This is a genomic window from Streptomyces sp. TLI_146 (assembly GCF_002846415.1).
GTDB lineage: Bacteria > Actinomycetota > Actinomycetes > Streptomycetales > Streptomycetaceae > Streptomyces.
The window spans coordinates 1,630,893-1,651,550 of the sequence record NZ_PJMX01000001.1 but is presented as its reverse complement, the minus strand read 5'-3'; the positions used below and the strand labels follow the sequence as shown (position 1 = coordinate 1,651,550).

16 protein-coding genes are annotated in these 20,658 nt (G+C 72.0%); 7 read left to right on the top strand and 9 right to left on the bottom strand.

The window, feature by feature from the left end:
• Positions 1–4: 4 nt before the first annotated feature.
• The 5 genes from BX283_RS07575 (at position 5) to BX283_RS07555 (ending at position 8,553) form a co-directional block, all read left to right on the top strand.
• Positions 5–976, top strand: coding sequence for a carbohydrate ABC transporter permease (locus tag BX283_RS07575; RefSeq protein WP_373979149.1), 972 nt, complete (start codon positions 5–7; stop codon positions 974–976).
• Between the two features lie 50 nt (positions 977–1,026).
• Positions 1,027–1,893: a carbohydrate ABC transporter permease gene (locus tag BX283_RS07570; RefSeq protein WP_101392206.1), complete on the top strand. Its 867-nt coding sequence runs from the start codon at positions 1,027–1,029 to the stop codon at positions 1,891–1,893.
• A gap of 89 nt (positions 1,894–1,982) precedes the next feature.
• Positions 1,983–3,233: a glycosyl hydrolase gene (locus BX283_RS07565; RefSeq protein ID WP_101386875.1), complete on the top strand. Its 1,251-nt coding sequence runs from the start codon at positions 1,983–1,985 to the stop codon at positions 3,231–3,233.
• Between the two features lie 175 nt (positions 3,234–3,408).
• Entirely contained in the window at positions 3,409–5,445 is a 2,037-nt protein-coding gene (locus BX283_RS07560; protein WP_101386874.1) for an endo-beta-N-acetylglucosaminidase, read from the top strand.
• Between the two features lie 60 nt (positions 5,446–5,505).
• On the top strand, positions 5,506–8,553 hold the full coding sequence (locus BX283_RS07555) for a glycoside hydrolase family 38 C-terminal domain-containing protein (RefSeq protein WP_101386873.1): 3,048 nt from the start codon (positions 5,506–5,508) through the stop codon (positions 8,551–8,553).
• On the opposite strand, the gene BX283_RS07550 is transcribed toward BX283_RS07555, so the two are convergent.
• The 5 genes from BX283_RS07550 to BX283_RS07530 form a co-directional block, all read right to left on the bottom strand.
• Positions 8,516–8,953 (bottom strand): STAS domain-containing protein, encoded by a 438-nt coding sequence (locus tag BX283_RS07550; RefSeq protein WP_257582176.1) that lies wholly within the window; start codon positions 8,951–8,953, stop codon positions 8,516–8,518. The two genes, BX283_RS07555 and BX283_RS07550, sit on opposite strands and share 38 nt — an antisense overlap.
• A 118-nt stretch (positions 8,954–9,071) precedes the next feature.
• A complete protein-coding gene (locus BX283_RS07545; RefSeq protein ID WP_101386872.1) occupies positions 9,072–9,797 on the bottom strand; it encodes a GNAT family N-acetyltransferase in 726 nt (241 codons plus the stop codon).
• The gene (locus BX283_RS07540; protein ID WP_101386871.1) at positions 9,794–10,717 is read right to left on the bottom strand and encodes an NADP-dependent oxidoreductase; all 924 of its coding nucleotides are present in this window, start codon (positions 10,715–10,717) and stop codon (positions 9,794–9,796) included. Before BX283_RS07540 ends, BX283_RS07545 begins: the two co-directional genes overlap by 4 nt.
• A 116-nt stretch (positions 10,718–10,833) precedes the next feature.
• Positions 10,834–11,346, bottom strand: a complete 513-nt coding sequence (locus BX283_RS07535; protein WP_101386870.1) for a hypothetical protein — start codon at positions 11,344–11,346, stop codon at positions 10,834–10,836.
• A gap of 199 nt (positions 11,347–11,545) precedes the next feature.
• Complete coding sequence (locus BX283_RS07530; protein WP_101386869.1) at positions 11,546–12,334, bottom strand: uracil-DNA glycosylase; 789 nt, start codon at positions 12,332–12,334, stop codon at positions 11,546–11,548.
• A gap of 294 nt (positions 12,335–12,628) precedes the next feature.
• Between BX283_RS07530 and BX283_RS07525 the strand changes: the two genes are divergently transcribed.
• Positions 12,629–13,135: a two-component system response regulator gene (locus BX283_RS07525; protein ID WP_101386868.1), complete on the top strand. Its 507-nt coding sequence runs from the start codon at positions 12,629–12,631 to the stop codon at positions 13,133–13,135.
• A 146-nt stretch (positions 13,136–13,281) separates the two neighbouring features.
• Here the strand turns inward: BX283_RS07525 and BX283_RS07520 are convergent, their stop codons facing one another.
• The 3 genes from BX283_RS07520 to BX283_RS07510 all read right to left on the bottom strand — a co-directional run bounded on the left by BX283_RS07520 (position 13,282) and on the right by BX283_RS07510 (position 17,489).
• Complete coding sequence (locus BX283_RS07520; RefSeq protein WP_101386867.1) at positions 13,282–14,676, bottom strand: cysteine desulfurase; 1,395 nt, start codon at positions 14,674–14,676, stop codon at positions 13,282–13,284.
• On the bottom strand, positions 14,663–16,048 hold the full coding sequence (locus BX283_RS07515) for a family 2B encapsulin nanocompartment shell protein (RefSeq protein WP_101392204.1): 1,386 nt from the start codon (positions 16,046–16,048) through the stop codon (positions 14,663–14,665). The genes BX283_RS07520 and BX283_RS07515 overlap by 14 nt, the downstream gene beginning before the upstream one ends.
• 331 nt (positions 16,049–16,379) lie before the next feature.
• A complete protein-coding gene (locus BX283_RS07510; RefSeq protein WP_180357093.1) occupies positions 16,380–17,489 on the bottom strand; it encodes an alpha/beta hydrolase family protein in 1,110 nt (369 codons plus the stop codon).
• A gap of 210 nt (positions 17,490–17,699) precedes the next feature.
• Between BX283_RS07510 and BX283_RS07505 the strand changes: the two genes are divergently transcribed.
• Positions 17,700–18,326, top strand: a complete 627-nt coding sequence (locus BX283_RS07505; RefSeq protein ID WP_101386865.1) for an LAETG motif-containing sortase-dependent surface protein — start codon at positions 17,700–17,702, stop codon at positions 18,324–18,326.
• 69 nt (positions 18,327–18,395) lie between these two features.
• Here the strand turns inward: BX283_RS07505 and BX283_RS07500 are convergent, their stop codons facing one another.
• The gene (locus BX283_RS07500; protein ID WP_101386864.1) at positions 18,396–20,597 is read right to left on the bottom strand and encodes a discoidin domain-containing protein; all 2,202 of its coding nucleotides are present in this window, start codon (positions 20,595–20,597) and stop codon (positions 18,396–18,398) included.
• Positions 20,598–20,658: the final 61 nt, after the last annotated feature.

Genomic DNA, 20,658 nt, shown 5'->3' with positions numbered 1-20,658 from the left:
GTCCGTGAACAGCCCCACCGCCGCCCAGGCGGACCCGTCCGGCCCCCTCGCCGCCGCCCCGGCGGCCCGGAGCCCCCGCTCCGGGCCGCACCGGGCCGGCCGTCGCATCCGGCGCCAACTGCCCACCAGCCCCTGGCTGTTCGCGGCGCCCGGACTGCTCGTCGTCGGCGTGTTCAGCCTGTACCCGTTCGTCAGCACCGTGGTGAACTCCTTCACCGACCGCCGCACCCTGGTGCCCGGCCACTACGTGGGCCTCGCCAACTTCCGCGAGCTGTGGCACGACGACATGTTCTGGACCGGGCTGCGCAACAGCACGCTGTACGTCCTCGGCGTCGTCCCGGCCCTCGTCGTCCTGCCGCTGCTGCTCGCGATGCTCGTCCAGCGGCACATCCCCGGCATCGCCTTCTTCCGGGCGGCGTTCTACACCCCGGTCGTGGCCTCCATCGTCGTGGTCGGCCTCATCTGGGTGTGGATGCTCGACGACCGGGGGCTGATCAACTCGGTCCTGGAGGCGGTGGGCGTCGGCAAGGTCGGCTTCCTCAGCGACCAGTGGCTGCTGCTGTGCAGCGCGATGGCGGTCACGGTCTGGAAGGGCCTCGGCTACTACATGATCATTTACTTGGCGGCCCTGGCCAACGTACCGCGTGAGCTGCACGAGGCGGCCGCGGTCGACGGGGCCGGGGCGATCCGTCGCTTCTTCACCGTCACCGTGCCCGCGCTGCGCTCCACCATGGTCCTGGTCGCCGCGCTCTCCTCGGTCTCGGCCTTCAAGGTCTTCTCCGAGGTCTATCTGATGGCGGGCCCCAGCGGCGGCCCGGCGGGCGAGGACACCACCTTGGTGATGCTCGTCCAGCGCGTCGGCACCGGTCTGACCGGCCGGGTCGGCTACGCCTCGGCCATCTCCGTGGTCGTCTTCGCCGTCACCGTCGCGCTGATGCTGCTCGTGCTGCGGGCGGACCGGAGGGAGGACGCGTGAGCATCGACACCGACACGGGTACCGCGACTCGTACGGGCCCGGCGACCGCCGTGCGCCGCCGCGGGAGGGGCGTCACCGACAAGGAAGGGCGACGCGTTCCCCTCTGGCAGCTCGTGCTGCGGTACGTGCTGCTCCTGGTGGTCCTGGCCCTCACCGTGGGGCCGTTCCTCTGGCAGCTCTCCACCTCGCTGAAGGGGCCGCACGAGGACATCTTCAGCTCCCCGCCGAAGTTCCTGCCCGGGCAGCCCACCCTCGACAACTACGCGCGCGTGGCCGACACCATCCCCGTCTGGGACTACGCCCTGAACTCGCTGAAGGTCGCCGCCGCCAACGTCGTCACCAACTGCGTGGGCGCGTCCCTCGCCGGATACGCCCTGGCCCGGATGCGCTTCCGTGGCCGCCGGGCGGCCACCCTCGCGTTCATCCTCGCCATGCTGGTCCCCGTCGAGGGCATCATCATCGCCCAGTTCACCACCATGCGGGACCTCGGCCTCAACAACACCCTGATCGCCGTCCTGCTGCCCGGCTCCATCGGCGCGATGAACGTCCTGCTGATGCGCAACGCCTTCCTCAACCTCCCGTACGAGGTGGAGGAGGCGGCGTACGTCGACGGCGCCAACGCCTGGCAGCGCTATCTGCGCATCGCCCTGCCCGCCGTGAAGGGCACCCTCGCCGTGGTCGCCATCTTCGCCTTCATGGGCGCCTGGGACGACTTCCTGTGGCCACTGATCGTCCTCAGCGACCCGGACCGCTTCACCCTCACCATCGGCCTGAACTATCTGCACGGCACCTTCGCCAACGACGAACGGCTCGTCGCGGCGGGCACGGTCATCGCCGTCGCCCCGCTCATCGTGCTCTTCGCCTGCCTGCAGCGTTACTTCTTCCGCGGCGTCGGCGAGGGAGCGGTCAAGGGCTGAGCCCCGTGGCCCTTCGTCCCCGCTCGCCTCCTCCTTCGCCCCGCGGTACGCCCACAGAACGGACCCGCATGCCTTCACAACAGGCCCGCATGCCTGCCGCCGTGCGCTTCGGCGCCAACTACACGCCTGGCCAGGGGTGGTTCCACCACTGGCTCGACTTCGACCTCGACGCCGTACGCGCCGACCTCGACGCGATCGCGGCGCTCGGCCTCGACCACATCCGGGTCTTCCCGGTGTGGCCGTACTTCCAGCCCAACCGCACCCTGATCCGGCCGCGCGCGGTCGAGCAGCTGGTCCAGCTCGCCGACGCGGCGGGCGAACGCGGCCTCGATGTCAACGTCGACGGGCTCCAGGGCCATCTGTCGAGCTTCGACTTCCTGCCCGCCTGGACGCAGACCTGGCACCGGCGCAGCCTCTTCACCGACCCCGAGGTGCTCGACGGGCAGGCGGCGCTGCTGCGCACCCTCGCGGGGGCGCTCGCGGACCGGCCCAACTTCATCGGGATGACGCTCGGCAACGAGATCAACCAGTTCGCGGCCGGGCCGCACCCCGACCCCGACCGCATCACGCCCGCGCAGGCCGGGGAGTGGCTGGAGCGGATGCTCGCCGCGTGCGAGGAGGGCGCGCCGGACAGGCCCCATGTGCACGCCGAGTACGACGCCGCCTGGTACCAGGACGACCAGCCGTTCACCCCCGCGCACGCCGCGCGGCTCGGCGCCATGACCACCGTGCACTCCTGGGTGTTCAACGGTACGGCCCAGGCGCACGGGCGCGGCGGTGTCGCGACCGAGAACCACGCCGCGTACCTCGTCGAGCTGTCGAAGGCCTGGGCGGACGATCCGCGGCGGCCGGTGTGGCTCCAGGAGGTGGGCGCGCCCGCCCCGCTGATCCCGGCCGGGCACGCGGCCGCGTTCACCGAGGCGACGGTGGTGAACGCGCTGGACTGCGCGGATCTGTGGGGGGTCACGTGGTGGTGCTCCCACGACGTGGACCGGTCGCTGGCCGACTTTCCCGAACTGGAGTACAGCCTTGGGCTGTTGACCAGCTCGGGGCGGGTGAAGCCGGAGGGGGAGGCCGTGGCCCGGCTGGCCCGGGAGTGGCGGGGGCGGGTGCATGCGCCCGCGCCCCGTACCACCGCGCTCGTCGTCGACGTGGGGGACGAGCTCTCGGCGCCGCGCCGTTCTGTGTGCGCGCCTGGCGGATCGGTGTTCGAGGCGTTCGCCCGGCTGGTGGGGGACGGGGTGCGGCCCGCGGTGGTGCTGGCGAGCCGTGCCGATGACAAGGAGCACTTGGCGCTGCGCGGGATCGATGAGGTCGTGGTGCCGGAGGAGGTGGGCTGAGCGCGACGGGCGACGGCGTGTTCGGCTGCGGACCGTGCGTGGCTGGGCGCGCAGTTCCCCGCGCCCCTTGGGGGGATGGGCTCAGCCCCGTATGAAGCCTCGGCTCGACAGCGTGATGAGTACAGCGCGGACCCCGGCCCGGTAGGGCCACACCACCTGAAAAGGAGAGACCCCCATGCCCCTCCCCAGACCCACCCGCCGTACCGTCGTCCTCGCCGGAGCCGGGGCGGCTGCCGCTGTCGTCGGCCCAGCCGTTGCCGCTCGGGCAACGGAGGGCGCTCCCGTCGATCTTCAGCCGTATGCCTCGTACTGGTACCCGGACTCGTTCCCCTCCGGCACCCCCGGCCCCGGCATCACCTGGCGGAGTCTGAAGGACTGGCGGGCCGCGGACGACCGGGACCTCGCCTTCAACACCGCGTCCGTGCCGCTCGCCCGGCGGTTCACGCCGGTGGCGGTGAACCGGAGCGCCCGCGCCCGGCAGGCCCGTATCCAGGCGCTCGTGTCGTTCGGGCACACCGCGGGCAACCCGTCCCAGGGCGCGGCCACCGCCGACCACTACGCGCTCACCCACTGGGCCTACCTCGACGAGCTGGTGTTCTGGGGCGGTTCGGCGGGGGAGGGGCTGATCCTGGCCCCCAACGCGCCGGTCGTGGACGCGGCGCACCGCAACGGCGTGCCCGTGCTCGGCACCGTCTTCCTGCCGCCGACCGCGTGGGGCGGCGAGCTGCGCTGGACCCGCGACCTGGTGCGGCGCGACCCGCTCGGCCGGTTCCCGCTCGCCGCGAAGCTCGTCGAGGTGGCGGTCGCGTACGGCTTCGACGGGTGGTTCGTCAACGCCGAGACCGACGGCGGCGACGCGGCCCTCGGCGCCGACATGCTCGCCTTCGTACGGGACCTCAAGGCCCGCAGCGAGGCCTCCGGACTCCGCGTCACCTGGTACGACGCGATGACCGTCGATGGGTCCGTGGGGTGGCAGGGCGCGCTCGACGCGCAGAATCAGGACTTCTTCCGCAGCGCCGACGCGATGTTCGTGGACTTCCGGTGGTCGGGCGGGAGCCTCGCCTCCTCCGGTGAGCTCGCGGACAGGCTCGGCCGGAGCCGCTACGAGCTGTGGGCCGGCGTCGACGTCGAGGCCCATGGGTGGGACAGCTCCGTGGACTGGGACGCCATCGTGCCCCGCGACCGGGCGCACATCGTCTCGTACGGTCTCTACCGGCCCGAGTGGACCCGCAACCAGCTGCCCGAGGGGCGCACCCCGGGGCAGTTCCACGCGGCCGACGACCGGTTCTGGACCGGGCGTTCCCTCGACCCCTCGCAGCCGGACACGGACGGCTGGCGCGCCCCGGCGACCGTGGTCGCGGACCGCTCGACGGTCGACCGGCTGCCGTTCGCGACCTCCTTCAACACCGGGCACGGACTGCGCTGGTACGAGCGCGGCGAGGTGACCTCGGCCGCCGAGTGGAACCACCTCGGCCTCCAGGACCGGCTGCCGGGCCGCCGCTGGGTGGTCCGCACGAGCGGGCGCCGCCCGGCCGTCTCCTTCGACTTCGCGGACGCCTGGCGCGGCGGGTCCAGCCTCCTGGTCGACGGCGACTTCGACGCCCCTGCCACCATCGAGCTCCACGCGACCCGGCTGCCGCTGTCCCGCTCTACGGTCGTCGAGCTCACCCACCGGGCCGACGAGGGCACGGTCACCGTCGAGCTCGCGGTCGCCCTGCGCGAGCCCGCCGGACCCGGTGACCCGGTCCCGTACACCTACATCCCGGCGGGCACTCTGCGGGCGGGCGGCTCCGGCTGGAGCACCGCGGCCCTGCGGCTGAACACCCTTTCCGGGACGGCCCGCTCGCTCGGCGTCCGGCTCACCGCCGAGGGGCGTGCCCGGTGGCGCCTGGGCGCGCTGGCGGTGCGCGGCGCGGCCGCCACGAGGCCGGGCGCGCCGAGCAGGCTGCGCGTCACCGGCTCGGCGACCGGCGCCGCGGGCACCTCGCTGCGTTTCGCCTGGCGCCGGGCGCCGGGCGCGGTGCGCCACTACGAGCTGCACCGGGTGCTGCCCGGGGGAAGCCGCCGCTTCCTCGGGGGAACGTGCGGGAATGCCTTCTTCGTTCCCGCACTGAAGCCGGAAGGAGGCGAGCGGGCGGCGCGGTTCGAGATACGGGCCGTCGACGAGCTCTACACGGCCTCCGCACCCGCCTCCACCGTCCACCACTGGTAACCCCTGCCACCTCCTGGCACCCGCACCCCGCTCGACCCTCGACCCACGGAGCAGATCCTCATGCATGACGACCGCAGCCTGGTCGAAGCCCGCCTCAAGCGAGTCCTCGACGAGCGCATCCGCCCCGCCGTGTACCCCGAATCCGTCCCGCTGGAAGTGGCGGTGTGGCACGCGCCGGGCGAGCCCGTCCCGGTCGCCGAGGGGCTGGCCGCTGTCCCCGAGCCGATCGCGGTCGGGGACGCCTGGGGCGCGCCGTGGGGCACCAGCTGGTTCCGGGTGACCGGGACCGTACCGGCCGAGTGGGCCGGGCGGACCGTCGAGGCGCTCCTCGACCTCGGCTTCGACGAGAACATGCCGGGCTTCCAGTGCGAGGGCCTCGTCTACCGCCCCGACGGCACCCCGGTGAAGGGCCTCAACCCGCGCAACCAGTGGGTGCGCGTCGGCGCGCCCGCCGTGGGCGGCGAGGAGGTGCGGCTGCACATCGAGGCCGCGTCCAACCCGGTCATCCTCGACTACCACCCCTTCGTGCCGACCGCCCTCGGCGACAAGGAGACCGCGGGCACCGAGCCGCAGTACCGGCTGGCCCGGATGGACCTCGCGGTCTTCGACGAGACGGTGTGGCAGCTCGTCCTCGACCTGGAGGTGCTGGGCGAGCTGATGCACGAGCTGCCGGTCGAGGGCGCCCGGCGCTGGGACGTCCTGCGGGCGATCGGCCGCGCGCTCGACGCGGTGGACCTCCAGGACGTGAACGGCAGCGCCGCGGCGGCCCGCGCCGAGCTCGCCGGTGTGCTGGCGGTGCCGGCCGGGCCCACCGCCCACCGCATCAGCGCGGTGGGGCACGCGCACATCGACTCGGCGTGGCTGTGGCCGCTGCGCGAGACCGTGCGCAAGGTGGCCCGTACGACGTCGAACATGACGGCGCTCCTGGAGGACGAGCCGGACTTCGTCTTCACCATGTCGCAGGCGCAGCAGTTCGCCTGGATCAAGGAACACCGGCCCGAGGTGTACGCGCGCGTGAAGAAGGCCGTCTCCGACGGGCGGTTCGTGCCCGCGGGCGGCATGTGGGTGGAGTCGGACACCAACATGCCGGGCTCGGAGGCGATGGCCCGTCAGTTCGTGCACGGCAAGCGGTTCTTCCTCGACGAGTTCGGCGTCGAGAACGACGAGGCCTGGCTGCCCGACACCTTCGGCTTCGCCGCCGGGCTGCCGCAGATCATCAAGGCGGCGGGAGCCAAGTGGCTGCTCACCCAGAAGATCTCCTGGAGCCAGACCAACAAGTTCCCGCACCACACCTTCCAGTGGGAGGGCATCGACGGCACCCGGATCTTCACCCACTTCCCGCCCGTCGACACCTACAACTGCTCGATGAAGGGCAGCGAGATCGCCCACGCGGCCCGCAACTTCAAGGACAAGGGCCACGCCCGGCACTCACTGGCCCCGACCGGCTGGGGCGACGGGGGCGGCGGCACCACCCGGGAGATGGTCGCCAAGGCCGCCCGGCTGCGGAGTCTGGAGGGCTCGGCGACCGTGGAGTGGGAGAGCCCCGCCGAGTTCTTCACCAAGGCGCAGGCGGAGTACCCGAACGCGCCGGTGTGGGTGGGCGAGCTCTATCTGGAGCTGCACCGCGCCACGCTGACCAGCCAGGCCAAGACCAAGCAGGGCAACCGGCGCAGCGAGCACCTGCTGCGCGAGGCCGAGCTGTGGGCCGCGACGGCGGCCGTGCGGGCCGGATTCCCGTATCCGTACGAGCAGTTGGACCGGATCTGGAAGACCGTGCTGCTGCACCAGTTCCACGACATCCTGCCCGGCTCCTCCATCGCCTGGGTGCACCGGGAGGCGGAGAAGACCTATGCGGCCGTCGCGCGGGAGCTGAACGCGATCATCGACGGCGCACAGCGCGCGCTCGCGGGCGAGGGCGACTCGGGCGCCACCCTGGTCTTCAACTCGGCGCCCCACGCGCGCGACGGAGTGCCGGCGGGCGGGGCCGCCCCCGCCGTCCATATCGGCGTGAGCCGCGCCGCGCCGCGCGAGGGCGGCGGCTTCGTCTTGGACAACGGGCTGCTCTCGGTGGCGATCGACGCCCGAGGGCTGGTGGTGTCCGCGTACGACATCGGCGCCGGGCGCGAGACCGTCGCCCCCGGAAAGGCCGCGAACCTGCTCCAGATCCACCCCGACTTCCCGAACATGTGGGACGCGTGGGACGTGGACGCGTTCTACCGCAACACGGTGACCGATCTGACGGACCTCGACCAGCTCGTCGCCGTGGAGGACGGGGGTGTGGCCGCCGTCCGGATCGTGCGGAGTTTCGGCGACTCCAAGGTCACCCAGCTGCTCAGCCTCGCCCCCGGCGCCAAGCGGCTCGACATCGACACCGAGGTCGACTGGCACGAGACCGAGAAGTTCCTGAAGGCCGCGTTCCCGCTGGACATCCACGCCGAGCGGTACGCGTCGGAGACCCAGTTCGGCCATGTCCACCGGCCGACCCACACCAACACCAGCTGGGAGGCGGCCAAGTTCGAGGCCTGCAACCACCGCTTCGTCCATCTGGAGGAGCCGGGCTGGGGCGTCGCCCTCGTCAACGACTCCACGTACGGGCATGACGTGACCCGGACCGTGCGCGACGCCGCCGAGGGGCCGGGCACGACCACCACGGTCCGCGTCTCGCTGCTGCGCGCCCCGCGCTTTCCCGACCCCGAGACCGACCAGGGGCTGCACCACTTCCGGCACGCGCTCGTGCCCGGCGCCACGATCGGTGACGCGGTGCGCGAGGGCTACCGCGTCAACCTGCCGGAGCGGCGGGTCGCGGGCGCGGCGGAGGTGGCGCCGCTGGTGTCGGTCGACGACGACGCGGTGGTCGTCAGCGCGGTGAAGCTCGCCGACGACGGCAGCGGCGACGTGGTCGTCAGGCTCTACGAGTCGCGGGGCGGCCGGGCCCGGGCCCGGGTCGCCCCGGGCTTCGAGGCGGACGCGGTGGTGGCGACCGACCTGCTGGAGCGGCCGCTCGTCGACAGCACCTCCCTTGAACTGGCCGACGGCGTGGTGCGGTTGGCGCTGCGGCCCTTCGAGCTGGTCACTCTCCGGCTGGCCCGGACCCGTTCGGAAGCCTGACGGCGGGCAGGGCCTGCTCCAGCGTCGGAGCAGGCCCCAGGACGGTCGTGAGGGCGGTGATCCGCAGGATCCGCAGCGTCAGCGGATGGTCGCAGACGAGCCCCCACGAGCCGCCCCGCTCGGTCACCCGGCGGTGGGCCCGCACCAGCAGGGCGAGTCCCGAGCAGTCCAGGAACCGGATGGGGCGCAGGTCCACGGCCAGCGCGCCCACCCCGTCCCCGGTGAGGGTGTCCAGGCGCGGCCGCAGCGCCTGGACGGCTTGGATGTCGATTTCGCCGTGCAGCTCGGCGACGGTCACTCCGGCCCGTGTGTGGACCCTCAGGGACGGCCGCTCGTAGTGCGGGCGGGAAGCCGGCACGAGTTCTGGCGGACCGTCGTCGACGTATTCGTCGCGGCGCACTATCTCTCCCCCAAAGGCAGCGTTTTGGTGTGACGGCCGGGGGCTTGGGCCGCCGGGGGGAACGTTAGACGCTAGCCGGAGCGCCAAAAGTGCAGAAACAATTCACACGACCGTTTCATCACTCGAACGAGTGAAATGATGTTGTGAGGCTTGCCAGTTGGTCGTCCGGCACCCGGGCCGCCATGAACCGGGTGGTACGGCGGAGCCGGAAGCCCAGGGACTCGTAGAGGCGGATGGCGCCGGTGTTGCGCGCGCCCGTGTGCAGGAAGGGCCGCTCGCCGCGCTCCCGGATGTTCGCCGCGACCGCCAGGATCAGCCGGGTGCCCAGGCCCTGGCCGCGGAAGGCGTCGTCGGTGCAGACCGCGCTGATCTCCGTCCAGCCGGGCGGGTGCAGCCGCTCGCCCGCCATCGCCACCAGGACGCCGTCCCTGCGCACGCCCAGATAGGTGCCCAGCTCGATGGTGCGCGGCAGGAACGGGCCCGGCCGGGTCCGCTCCACCAGCGCCATCATCTCCGGTACGTCGGCGGCGGTCAGCGTCACGGCCTCGTCGAACGGACGGGCGGCCGCCCCGTCGTCCACCAGTTGCACCCCGTCCGCCTCGAACGTCAACTCCCAGTCCGCGGGCGGCAGATGGCTCATCCCGAGCAGCGGCACCTCGTTGCCCGGCCCGGCCAGCGCGGCGACGTCCGCCCAGTCCTGCGGTCCCGGGTCGTCGGAGAGCGCCAGCCACGGCGTCACCTCGGGCGGATAGCGCAGCACCCGCCCCAGCCGCTCGGCGAAGTGGGCGTGCGGCCCGGTGAGGGAGGCGCGGGCCGGGTTGTCGAGGGGGTGCGGTGCGCTCACGGCGCCACCTCGATCACGACCTTGCCGCGCGTGTGGCCGTCCTCGACCGCGCGCAGCGCCTCGGGCGCGCGCTCCAGCGGGAACGTCGCCGTGACGAACGGGCGCAGCTCCCCGCTCACCACCAGCCGCGCCACTTCGTCGAGCACCGCGGCCGTGCGGGCCCGCCGCACCGGCGAGCCGCCGAGCCGGGCCACCCCCGGCGGATCGGCCGCCGTGATCAGCTTCGTACGGTCGTCGACGAGCGCGGCGACCGTCTCCAGGACCTCGCCGCCGACGAGATCGAAGACCGCGTCGACACCGTCCGGCGCCGCCGCCCGGACGCGCTCGGCCAGGCCATCGCCCGCCGAGGACACGTGCACCGCGCCCAGCGACTCGACGAACTCCTTCTTGCCCGCGCTCGCCGTGCCCACCACCTTCACCCCGAAGGCCCTGGCTATCTGCGCGACGGCCACGCCCACGCCGCCGCCGACGCCGGTGACCAGCAGGGTCGCCCCGGCGGGCAGGTCCAGCTGGCGCACGCCGTCGTACGCCGTCGCCCCGGCCACCGGCAGGGTCGCCGCGTCCGCGAACGACAGTCCGGCCGGCTTGTGGGCGGCCACCGGGACCGGCAGCAGGGTGTACTCCGCGTAACCGCCGCTCACCGGATTGCCGAAGACGGCGTCCCCGACGGCGAAGCCCGACACCCCGGGGCCCAGCTCCGCGACCACGCCGGCGACCTCTCTGCCGAACACGGCGGGCAGCTCCGGCTCCGGCGTCCCCGGCGCGCGAAGGCCGCTGCGCAGTTTCCAGTCGACCGGGTTCACCCCGGCCGCCCGGACCTCGACCAGCAACTGGCCGGGGCCCGGGCGCGGCCGGTCCCGCTCGATGAACGCCTCGGTCTCGGGCCCGCCGTTGCGGGTGTACGCGTACGCCTTGGGCATCTGCTGACTCCTCGCTCTCAGCAGCTCCAAGGCCCGTCCCGATGTCGCTATTCCCGGCAGTGCGCACTGTTCACGTGAGCGCAACGAAGGCCGCGCCGTCGCTCCCAGGACACGCGCTAGCACTTCGGTACGTCACCGCCGGCCTGCATGAACGCCGCGCTGACCCAGCCGTCGGCGCCGCTCAGCCAGTACCAGGTGGAGGTTCCGTTCACGTTCGAACCGTGGGTCCTGCACTCGATGCGGTGCTGGCTGCCCGGGCTCAGGGCGACGACGACCCCGGCGTTCAGGCTCGGGTTGTCGCGGACGTTCAGCTCGATGCGCGAGGTGACCGTGCCCCAGACCCGGCCGCCGTCGTGGTGGTCCCGGTCCCGGCCGTCATGGTGGTCGCGGTGGTCGTCCCAGTGCCGGCCGCCGCCGTGGTCGTCCCAGTCGCGACCGCTGTTGTGGTCCTCCCGGATCCAGCCGCTGATGTGGGCGTCCCACGACCAGCCGCTGCCCTGGCCGCGGTCGTGGCCGTCACCCTGGTCGTGAGCCGGGGCCGCCGCTGCCGCGGTGGCGAGGCCGCCCATGGCGAGACCGCACGACAACAGGGTCGCGGCGGCCGCTCGACGTATCCGTCCGGTGTGCATACCGGCTCCTTTCGTCGCTCCCGCCCCTTGAGACCATCCCCTCCATCACACACCCGGGCCGCGCGGCGTGCGATCCGGGCAGGTGGGAGCCGGTGAAGCGGGCATGGCGGTCGGCTTTTTCGGTCAAGGTTCAACCAAAGTAGCCAAAGTGGGAGGTTGCGGAGCCCCGGCTTCCGAGCGTCGACTCCGAGTCCCGACCTCAGAGCCCCGACAGACGCGCGGCTTCGCGGAACACCTCGACGAGCATGGCGAGCGTGAGCCGTCCCGTCGACGTGTTGCGCTGGCTCGGGTGGTAGCAGCCGAGCAGATGCAGAGGTGCGCGGCCCTCGTCCGACGCGGACAGCGTCACCTGGACGCCGTGCCCGAACTTCGGCCGGGGGCGCGGCACTTGCCAGCCCGCCGCGCCCAGTACCGGAAGCAGCGCCTGCCAGCCGAACGCGCCGAGCACGACGACCGTACGCAACCCCGGGCTCAGCAGCTCCAGTTCGGCCGCCAGCCATGGGCGGCAGTTGTCGCGCTCCTGCGGCGTCGGCTTGTTGTCGGGCGGTGCGCAGTGCACGGGCGCGGCCAGCCGTACGCCCCGCAGTTCGAGGCCGTCCCCGGTGTGCGTGGCTTCGGCCTGGGAGGCAAGGCCCACCTCGTGCAGCGCGGCGAAGAGGAAGTCGCCGGAGGCGTCCCCCGTGAACATCCGGCCGGTCCGGTTGCCGCCGTGCGCGGCCGGGGCGAGGCCGACGACCGCGAGCGCCGCGTCCGGCGGACCGAACCCGGGCACCGGCCGCCCCCAGTACTCCCAGTCCCGGAACGCCGCCCGCTTGGTCGCGGCGACCTCCTCGCGCCAGGCCACCAGACGCGGACAGGCCCTGCAGCGGATCACCTGGGCGTCCAGCGCGTCGAGGCTGCGGCAGCGCGGCGCCACGCTTGCGGGGAACGCGGGGTCGTCGGGCTCCGCCGACGACCCGCCCGCTTCCGCACCATGCGCCTCGTCCATGCCCCCACGCTAGGGGACGCGGCCCCGGCCCGCCGTGCCGCCGAAGCATGCAGAAGAGCCAAAAGGGGGAGTCACAACCGGCCGAATTATTCGTACGCGGAGAGCTCCGGGACGCTTGGAGGCGTGGGCGGCGCTCCTGTTTGCGCTGGCGGACGCCCGTAGACGTCCGCCGCCCCCGCACCGGCCCCCTCGGCGGCGGGCGCAGATGCCGTTGGCAGGTACCAAGGGCCTCCTGCGCTCGGCTCCTGTGCGCACTACTGTGAAAGTCCGGCTGCAGGGGAGTGTGGTTGGGACGTGGACAGTTCGTGGAAGATCCTCGTAGTGGACGACCGCGAGGACAACCTCTTCGCCATGGAGAGTGTGCTGCGTCCCGTGGGCCGCCCGATAGTGTGCGCCCGCAGCGGGGACGAGGCGCTGAAGACCGTGCTGCGCGGCGGCATAGCGGTGATCCTGCTCGATGTGCTGATGCCCCAGATGGACGGCCTCGAAGTGGTCGACTACCTCAAGCGCCTGGACCACACCCGCAACCTGCCGGTCATCCTGGTCACCGGCATCGGCCGCGACGACGACCTCGCTGCCCGCGCCTACCACCTCGGCGTCGCGGACTTCCTGGTGAAGCCGGTGGACCAGTGGGCGGTGCGCTCCAAGGTCCGTGTCCTGGCCGACCTCTACGTGGAGAACCAGCTGCTGCGCCGCCGCCTCGACTCGGTGGGCGCGCCCCTGCCGCCGCTGCCGACCGTCCCGCCGCAGGCGCATCGGCCGCCGTGGCGGGCGATGCGGGTGACGGACGACAGACACTGAAATCTGTCGCCCGTCACCGGTCGTTCGTCACCTGTGAGCCGTTATCTGTCAGCCGTCAGCCGTCAGCCGTCAGCCGTCAGCCGTCAGCCGTCAGCCGTCAGCCGTCATCTGTCAGCTGTCAGCTGTCAGCTGTCAGTTGCTATCTGTCAGCCCGACGCCATTTGCAGCTGACGCAACGACGCCACCAGCTGATCCACCTCCTCCGACGTGTTGTAGAGCGCCAGCGAGGCACGGGCCGCCGACTCCAGGCCGTAGTGGGCGAGCGCGGGCTGTGCGCAGTGGTGGCCCGCGCGGATGGCGATGCCGTCGCGGTCCAGCCAGTCGGCGACGCTCGCCGGATCGTGGCCCGCCAGTGTGAACGTCAGCACCGCGATCCGGTCGGGTGCGGCCCCGACCAGCTCCAGACCGGGCACGGTGGCCATGGCCTGCTGGGCGTAGGCCATCAGCCCTTCCTCGTACGCCGTGATCGCGTCGCGGTCGAAGGAGCCCAACCAGTCGAGGGCGGCGAGGAGCCCCACCACACCGCCGATGTTGCCGGTGCCGGCCTCCATGCGGTGCGGGACCGGCGCGAAGGTGGTGAGGCCGAAGTCGACCGAGTCGATCATGTTGCCGCCGCCCTGCCAGGGCCGCATCTCCGCGAGGACCTCCGGCTTGGCGTAGAGGGCGCCGATCCCGGTCGGGGCGAACAGCTTGTGCCCGGAGAACGCGTAGAAGTCCGCGTCCAGGTCCTGTACGTCGACCGGGAAGTGGGCGACCGCCTGGGCCCCGTCCACCAGCACCTTCGCCCCGTACCGATGGGCGAGCGCGGTCATCTCCTTCACCGGCGGGACGGTGCCCAGGACGTTGGAGGCGTGGCTGAGCGCGACCAGCTGGGTCCGCGAGGAGAGCAGGTCCGCGTACGCGAACTGGTCGATCTCCCCCTCCGGCGTCAGCGGAACCGGCACCACCCGGGCCCGGGTCTCCTTGGCGATCATCTGCCAGGGCACGATGTTGGAGTGGTGTTCCAGGACCGGTACCAGGATGTCGTCGCCGGGCCCGAGGTTGTCCCGGCCCCAGCTCTGGGCGACCAGGTTGACCGCCTCCGTGGTGCCGCGCACGAACACGATGCTGTCGGGACCGGGCGCCCCCAGGAACCCGGCGACCGCCGCGCGCCCCGCCTCGTACGCCTCGGTGGCCTCGCGGGCCATGGTGTGGGCGCCCCGGTGGATGTTGGAGTTGGCGGCGCTGTAGTACGCGCCGAGCGCCTCGATGACCTGGCGGGGCTTCTGCGTCGTCGCCCCGTTGTCCAGCCAGACCAGCGGGCGGCCGTTGACCGTGCGGTGCAGGATCGGGAAGTCCTGGCGGGCCGCCTCGGCCGAGTAGGCGCCCGGCACCGAGGGCCGTCGGGGGAGCCCCGCCTGCCCGGGTGCGCCGGGCTGCTCGGGGACGCTCGTCGGCGCGGGAGCGGCCGGCTGCTCGGTCGGGGCGCCCTGCTGGGGCATCGCGGGCACTCCCGTGACCGGCACCGACGGCACCTGCCGGGTGAGGTCAGGAATAGTCATGGTAGTTGGATACCTCGACGTTCTGGAGCACGGCGATGGCGTCCTCGACCAGGACGGCCGTGTTGAAGTACGCGGTCATCAGGTACGAGGTGATGCCCTTCTGGTCCGTGCCCATGTTCCGCATCGCCAGACCGGGTTCGACCTCGTCCTGGACGCTCGACGGGCGCAGGCCCACCACGCCCTGCTCGGCCTCGCCCATCCGCATGAGCAGGATCTCGGTGGTGCCGGAGCCCATGCCGCCCGTGAACCGGACCTTGTCCGACGGCAGCAGCGGCACTCCGCGCCAGGTGAGCAGCGGGCTGCCGAACCGGGTGTCGACGACCGGGGGCACGCCCCGCCGGGTACATTCACGGCCGAACGCGGCGATCGCCCGGGGGTGCGCGAGGAAGTACCCGGGCTGCTTCCAGACCTTGGCGAGCAGCTCGTCGAGGTCGTCCGGAGTGGGCGAGCCGGTGCGGGCCTGGACGCGCTGGCCCGCCGAGACGTTGTTGAACAGGCCGAACTCCGGGTGGTTCAGGAGCGCCGCCTCCTGCCGCTCGCGCAGCGCCTGGACCGTGAGGTTGGACTGGGCGCGGGTCTGGTCGATGGGCCCGTTGTAGAGGTCCGCGACGCGGGTGTGGACGCGCAGCACGGTCTGCGCGAGCGTCATGTGGTACTCGCGCGGCGCGTCCTCGTAGTCGACGAACGTCCCCGGCAGATCCGGCTCGCCCACATGGCCGGAGGACAGGTCCACCGGCACCTCGGCGCCCGGCACCATGTGGTTCCCGGCGGCGTAGTCGTCCATGGCGGCCCGGACCCCCGCGTCCCGGTCGGTCAGGGCGGCGAGCGCACCGCGCTCCGCGACCAGGGCCACGCCGGGCGTGAGCGCCTGCACGCGGTACGGCATCGGCTCGGACCGGGTCCAGCTGTCGAGGTCGAAGAACTGGCCGTCGCCGATGACCTCGATCAGCGCCTCCTCGCCGTACCGGCCGGTCATGCGCTTCTCGGCGCGGCCGCGCACGATCACCCACAGCCGGTCGGCCGGGTCCCCGCTCTGCACCAGGACCTGCCCGGACTCGAAGGAGACCTCGGTGAAGGCGTCGGCCAGCTCGGTCAGGAGCGCGTCGTCGGCGTCGCGCAGATACGGCATCTCGCGCAGGTCGCCGGGGACGACGTGGTTGGTGCCGTCGTTGTCCGCGTACGTGGTGATCCGATCGTCGCCCAGGACGAAGGTGCGGCGCCGGTTGACGCGGTAGACGCCGGACTCGACGTCCACCCAGGGCAGGGCGCGTAACAGATACCGGGGCGTGATGCCGCGCATCTGCGGCGTGGTCTTGGTGGCGTTCGCGAGTTGCCGTGCCGCATCCGGGCTGAGGGACATCCGGTCGTTCACCACAGGAACCTCCTCGAAGACATGAGCGTCAGCCGCTTGCACGGCTGTCGCACAGGAACGAGGACCGATCGTCTGCTTGGCACCGGGCCGTCCACAAGGCGCCATTCACCGGCGCGCGGAGCCGCCCGGCCTGAAACCGTCCATTCAGGCAAGGGATTCCTGAAATGGAATGACGGATTCTCTTGGCTGCCTGCCTGGTGACTACCTTCCCTGCGCGACCGGGAGGCCTTTCCCGGGTGTGGTTGAAAGAAATTCAACTCCCTTGGAAAAGGCGGGATATGACCCAATGGTGACGCTATGGGCTCCTGAAAGGCCCGCTTATGCTGGCCATTTACCGCGTAGGCGATCCCCAGCCATTCGGGCACTGCGCGGGCGTGGTCCCGTAGACGAGTGCCACGAAGTCCTTCAGTTCTCCGGTCCAGTACTGATAGCTGTGCTCACCGGGTCCGGTGCAGTAACGGTGCTGGGTGGAGCGGCGGTCGAGGTTCTCGTGCAGGGTGCGGTTCCAGCCGTTGACGTCGGTCTCACCGCTCCCGTTCGCACCGCCCGCGTACAAGGCGAGTTTCCCGTCGTAGCTTTTGTATGCGTCGTTCAGGGCGAGGCTCACGGGAGTGACGGAGGGCCAGCTGCTCTGCGGGCCGAACACCGTCTCCATCCGGTACTGCGTGTCGCCGGTGACGCGGAAGAACGGATTCAGCAGCCCGGTCCAGCCGATCGCCGCACCCGCCTGCCACATGGAATCCGCGATGGTCTTCTGGGCGTTGGCCTGATATAGGTCCGTGCCCCCGGAAAAGGCGCCGACCGCCGAGAAGAGCTCGGGGTGGCGGCCGCCGTAGCGCAGTGCCCCGTATCCGCCCATGGAGGCCCCGGCGACGGCCCGGCCGGAACGGTCCTTCACCGTGGCGAAGTTGGCGTCGATCCACGGCAGCAGCTGGTCGACGTGGAAGGTCTCCCACTGCGGGGCGAAGTGCCCGTCGGTGTGCCCGGCCCAGTCGCTGTACCAGCCTGCCCGGCCGCCCTCCGGCATCACCACGATCCCGTCGAACGCCGTCCCGGCCAGCGTCGCCGCCACGTCCCCGGAGTCCGGCAGCGACCACTGCTGGAAGTCGCCGCCCCCGCCGTGGAGCAGGTACAGCACGGGGTACGGCCTGGCCGGGTCGCTCCGGTATCCGACCGGCAGCAGGATCCGCACCGTGACCGGCACCTGGACCGGGCTGATCCAGGGGGTGCCGCCGCGCGGGGTGAAGACCGCGCCGGTGGTGAAGGTCGCGTCGGCCATCCGGCCGCCGGACCCGGCGACGGCGGACCAGCTCTTCAGGGTCAGACCATGCGCATTCGGCTGCGGAAGCGCCGGGAGGGCGGTCGCGGCCGGTGCCGGCGCGGCGGCGCCCGCCCCGGCGGCAGGGGCTCCCAGGGCGAGCGCGGCCGTCGCGGCGAACACCCCAACAGCACGCAGAAATAAGGACGTTCGGCTCATTCGGTCCCCCATGGGTGGTGAGCGTGACAACGGTGGCGCGTGTATAGCACGGGGCGACCCGTCGCGAACAGGACAGTGAGGGGAGTGATGTGGGGGACCGCTGCTCGGCCCTGGGACGGGAGCGGTACTGTGCGCGCACCGTCAATCCGGCGGTACGGAACAGTGGAGGATTCTGTGACCGTAATCAGAGGAACGGGGCGTCGTCGTGGAGCGCTGATAGGGGCAGCCGCTGCGGGCCTCATCGGCGTCGGCCTGAGCGCGGTGCCCGCGCAGGCCCACACCCCTGTGTGGAAGGTGACCTGCTCGGCCGTCACGGTGGACCTGACCAGGTACTCCGACGAGGCCACCAACACGGTGACCATCAAGACGGCGGACGGCAAGGACGTGCTGCCCACCGAGCAGTTCAAGGGCGAGTTCCACAAGAACCTCAAGCTCCCCGCCCACGACAAGGAGCTCACGCTCCACCTCATCGTGAAGGCGGGCGACGGGGACCAGTACTCGCGCGACGAGACCAAGACGTCCCCCGTGTGCGACACGGCCCCGCCGACCAAGCCCACCCCGTCGGGCAAGCCGTCCAAGCCGTCGAAGCCGACCCCGACCCCGTCGGCCAAGCCGAGCAAGCCGGCCCCCGCGCCCAGCACCTCCGCGCCGGCGGCCCCCGCCCCGGCGCCGAGCCCCAACCTGGCCGAGACCGGATCGTCGAGCTCCACCCCGCTCGTCGCCGGTATGGGCGGTGCGGTGCTCGTCGCGGGCGCCGGCATCGTCTGGGCCGCGCGCCGGCGCCGCACGGCCCGGCACTGAACCACCCACCCCGTGGTGACCGCGCCGGAGACCCGACCGGTCTCCGGCGCGGTCGCGCGTCACAGGCTCTCAGGGATACGAGACCAGCGTCGACGGCGTCGTAGAGGTGCCCGAGGTCGGCGCGCCGGTGCCGTTGACGACGTGCGCGTACTGCCCCTTGCCGCCGAGTGACACCACCAGCACGTCGTGCAGCCGCACGCCCGGCCGGTCCGGCACCTGGAAGCCGTGGTCCTGGACGATCGTCGGATCCACGTTGTAGTAGCAGTAGCTGCCAAGCCCCCAGCCCTCGTGGGCGGTCACCGAGTCGGCCACCTTGTACGCGGCGAACCCGCGCACGCCGCCGTTCTGGATGGCGGCCTGGTTGGGAGCGTCGTACGCCTTCTCGTTCTGGAAGAAGACCGTCCGGCCGCGCTCGCCGTTCCACTGGACGTCGTACTTGTTGAAGTGCTCGACGAACAGGCCCGTGGCCAGCACGTCGTCGCCGTTGACCGTCAGACCGTAGTCGGCCCGGTTGGTGTCCCAGCCGACGCCGCTGCCGTGGTCGGCGCGCCACAGCCAGGTGTGGTCGACGACGGTGTGGTTGCTGTTGATCTCCATGCTGGTGGTGGCCCGGCCCGCGCCGGCCCCGCCGATCCGGACGAACACGTCCTGGACGGTCGTCGGGTCGGCCGCGTGGTTCGCGCTCGCCCCGGGCGGCCCGACCTGGAGCAGTACGGGCGAGTTCACCGGCCCCGCGTCGATGAGGAGCCCGGCGAGCCGCACCCCGTCGACGTCGGCGACCCGCATCGCGGTGACACCGTTGTCCGGCACGATCGTGGCGAGCCCGAGGCCCAGGACCACGGTGTCGGGCCGGGTGACCTCGATCGGGCGGTCGACGTGGTAGATCCCGGGCGTGAACAGCAGGTTGAGACCTTGGGCGAGCGCCTGGTTGATGGTGGCGGCGCTCGCGCCGGGCTTCACCACGTAGAACTGGCTGAGCGGGAGCGAGCTGCCCGGCGAGGCGCCGGAGGCCCAGGAGACATCGCGTGCGTCGGTGCGCTTCGCGGGCACGAACACCTTGTAGTCGCTGCCGTCGAGGTAGAGGAACGGCTTCTCGCGCGAGACCGGTGTGGTGTCGAGCGTGGTGTACGGAGGGTTGGGGAAGCTCTGCGCGGGCGCGCCCCGCACCCCGGAGAAGGTCATGTTCCACACGCCGTTGGTCCAGCCGCCCACCGAGCTATCGCGGGTGTACCACTGCTGCTGCGAGTACGGGCCGACCGTGCCGTCGATCCTGCTGTCCGCGATGTAGCCGCCGCTGGCCCAGCCGTAGCCGTTCGGCGCCAGATTCAGCCCGCCCCTCACATGCATCCGCCGGAACGGCGCGGCCTGCGCGACCGCCCAGCGGTCGGTGCCGCTGACCGGGTTGAGCGCCAGGTTCTCGGCGGAGCGCCAGAAGTTCTGGGTGGCGTTGCCGTTGAACCAGCCCGCGTCCACGGTCACATCGCCGTTGAAGGTCGTGTCGTCCGGGTTGAGCCCGAGCCCCGCTATCGAGGTGTAGAAGCCGAGGTTGGCGTTGATGCCGTTGTACGTTCCGGGCTTGAACAGAAGGGCGTAGCGGCCGTCGCCGAACTGCGCCGACTCCTGCTGCCGGAACACCTGGTCCAGCTTGCCCTGGATGTCAGGGGTCGAGGGGTCGAAGACCAGCACGTTGGGGCCCAGGTCCCCGCCGCCGGGCACGGTGGTGCTGCCGCTGCCGGACACCTGGAACTCCCAGAGGGAGTACCCGTATCCGGTGGCGCGGGCCGTCCCGTACATCCGCACATAGCGGGCGGTGCCCGAGATGTTCAGGGTCTCCGTGCCGCCGGGGCCGTTGGCCGTGGAGTACGCCGTGGTCCAGGCGGTGCCGTCGGTGGAGAGCTCGATGCGGTACGCCTTGGCGTACGCCGCCTCCCACTTGAGCACCACCTTGCCGAGCGTGGCCGGGGCGCCGAGGTCGACCTGGATCCACTGCGGATCGGAGAACGCGCTCGACCAGCGGGTTCCGTCGCTCCCGTCGACGGCGGCGGCGGCCGGGGTGCCGCCGTTCTCCTGGCTGGACGCGGTGACCGGCCGACCCTGGGAGAGCGGCGGCGGATCGGCGTGGGCGGCGGGCGCGGGGACGAAGAGGAGCAGCGCGGCCACCAGCGCGGCGGCCAGGGCGGCGGCGAGTCGCCGGGGGTGTGCGAAAGGTCCGGGGGAGGGTCGGGGGGACGGTCTGTGGGCCACCGGCGAACCGGTGAGGGGAGCGGGCATCGCGCCTCGATCCTGAGTCGTGGGGGTGAGGGACGGATATCTGAGAGCGCTCTCCGATTGC

Excerpts from the sequence above, each read along its gene's own strand:
- BX283_RS07500 (WP_101386864.1), bottom strand. The coding sequence starts at position 20,597 with ATGCCCGCTCCCCTCACCGGTTCGCCGGTGGCCCACAGACCGTCCCCC.
- BX283_RS07520 (WP_101386867.1), bottom strand. The coding sequence starts at position 14,676 with ATGACTATTCCTGACCTCACCCGGCAGGTGCCGTCGGTGCCGGTCACG.
- BX283_RS07535 (WP_101386870.1), bottom strand. The coding sequence starts at position 11,346 with ATGCACACCGGACGGATACGTCGAGCGGCCGCCGCGACCCTGTTGTCG.
- BX283_RS07530 (WP_101386869.1), bottom strand. The coding sequence starts at position 12,334 with ATGGACGAGGCGCATGGTGCGGAAGCGGGCGGGTCGTCGGCGGAGCCC.
- BX283_RS07560 (WP_101386874.1), top strand. The coding sequence starts at position 3,409 with ATGCCCCTCCCCAGACCCACCCGCCGTACCGTCGTCCTCGCCGGAGCC.
- BX283_RS07555 (WP_101386873.1), top strand. The coding sequence starts at position 5,506 with ATGCATGACGACCGCAGCCTGGTCGAAGCCCGCCTCAAGCGAGTCCTC.
- BX283_RS07540 (WP_101386871.1), bottom strand. The coding sequence starts at position 10,717 with ATGCCCAAGGCGTACGCGTACACCCGCAACGGCGGGCCCGAGACCGAG.
- BX283_RS07565 (WP_101386875.1), top strand. The coding sequence starts at position 1,983 with ATGCCTGCCGCCGTGCGCTTCGGCGCCAACTACACGCCTGGCCAGGGG.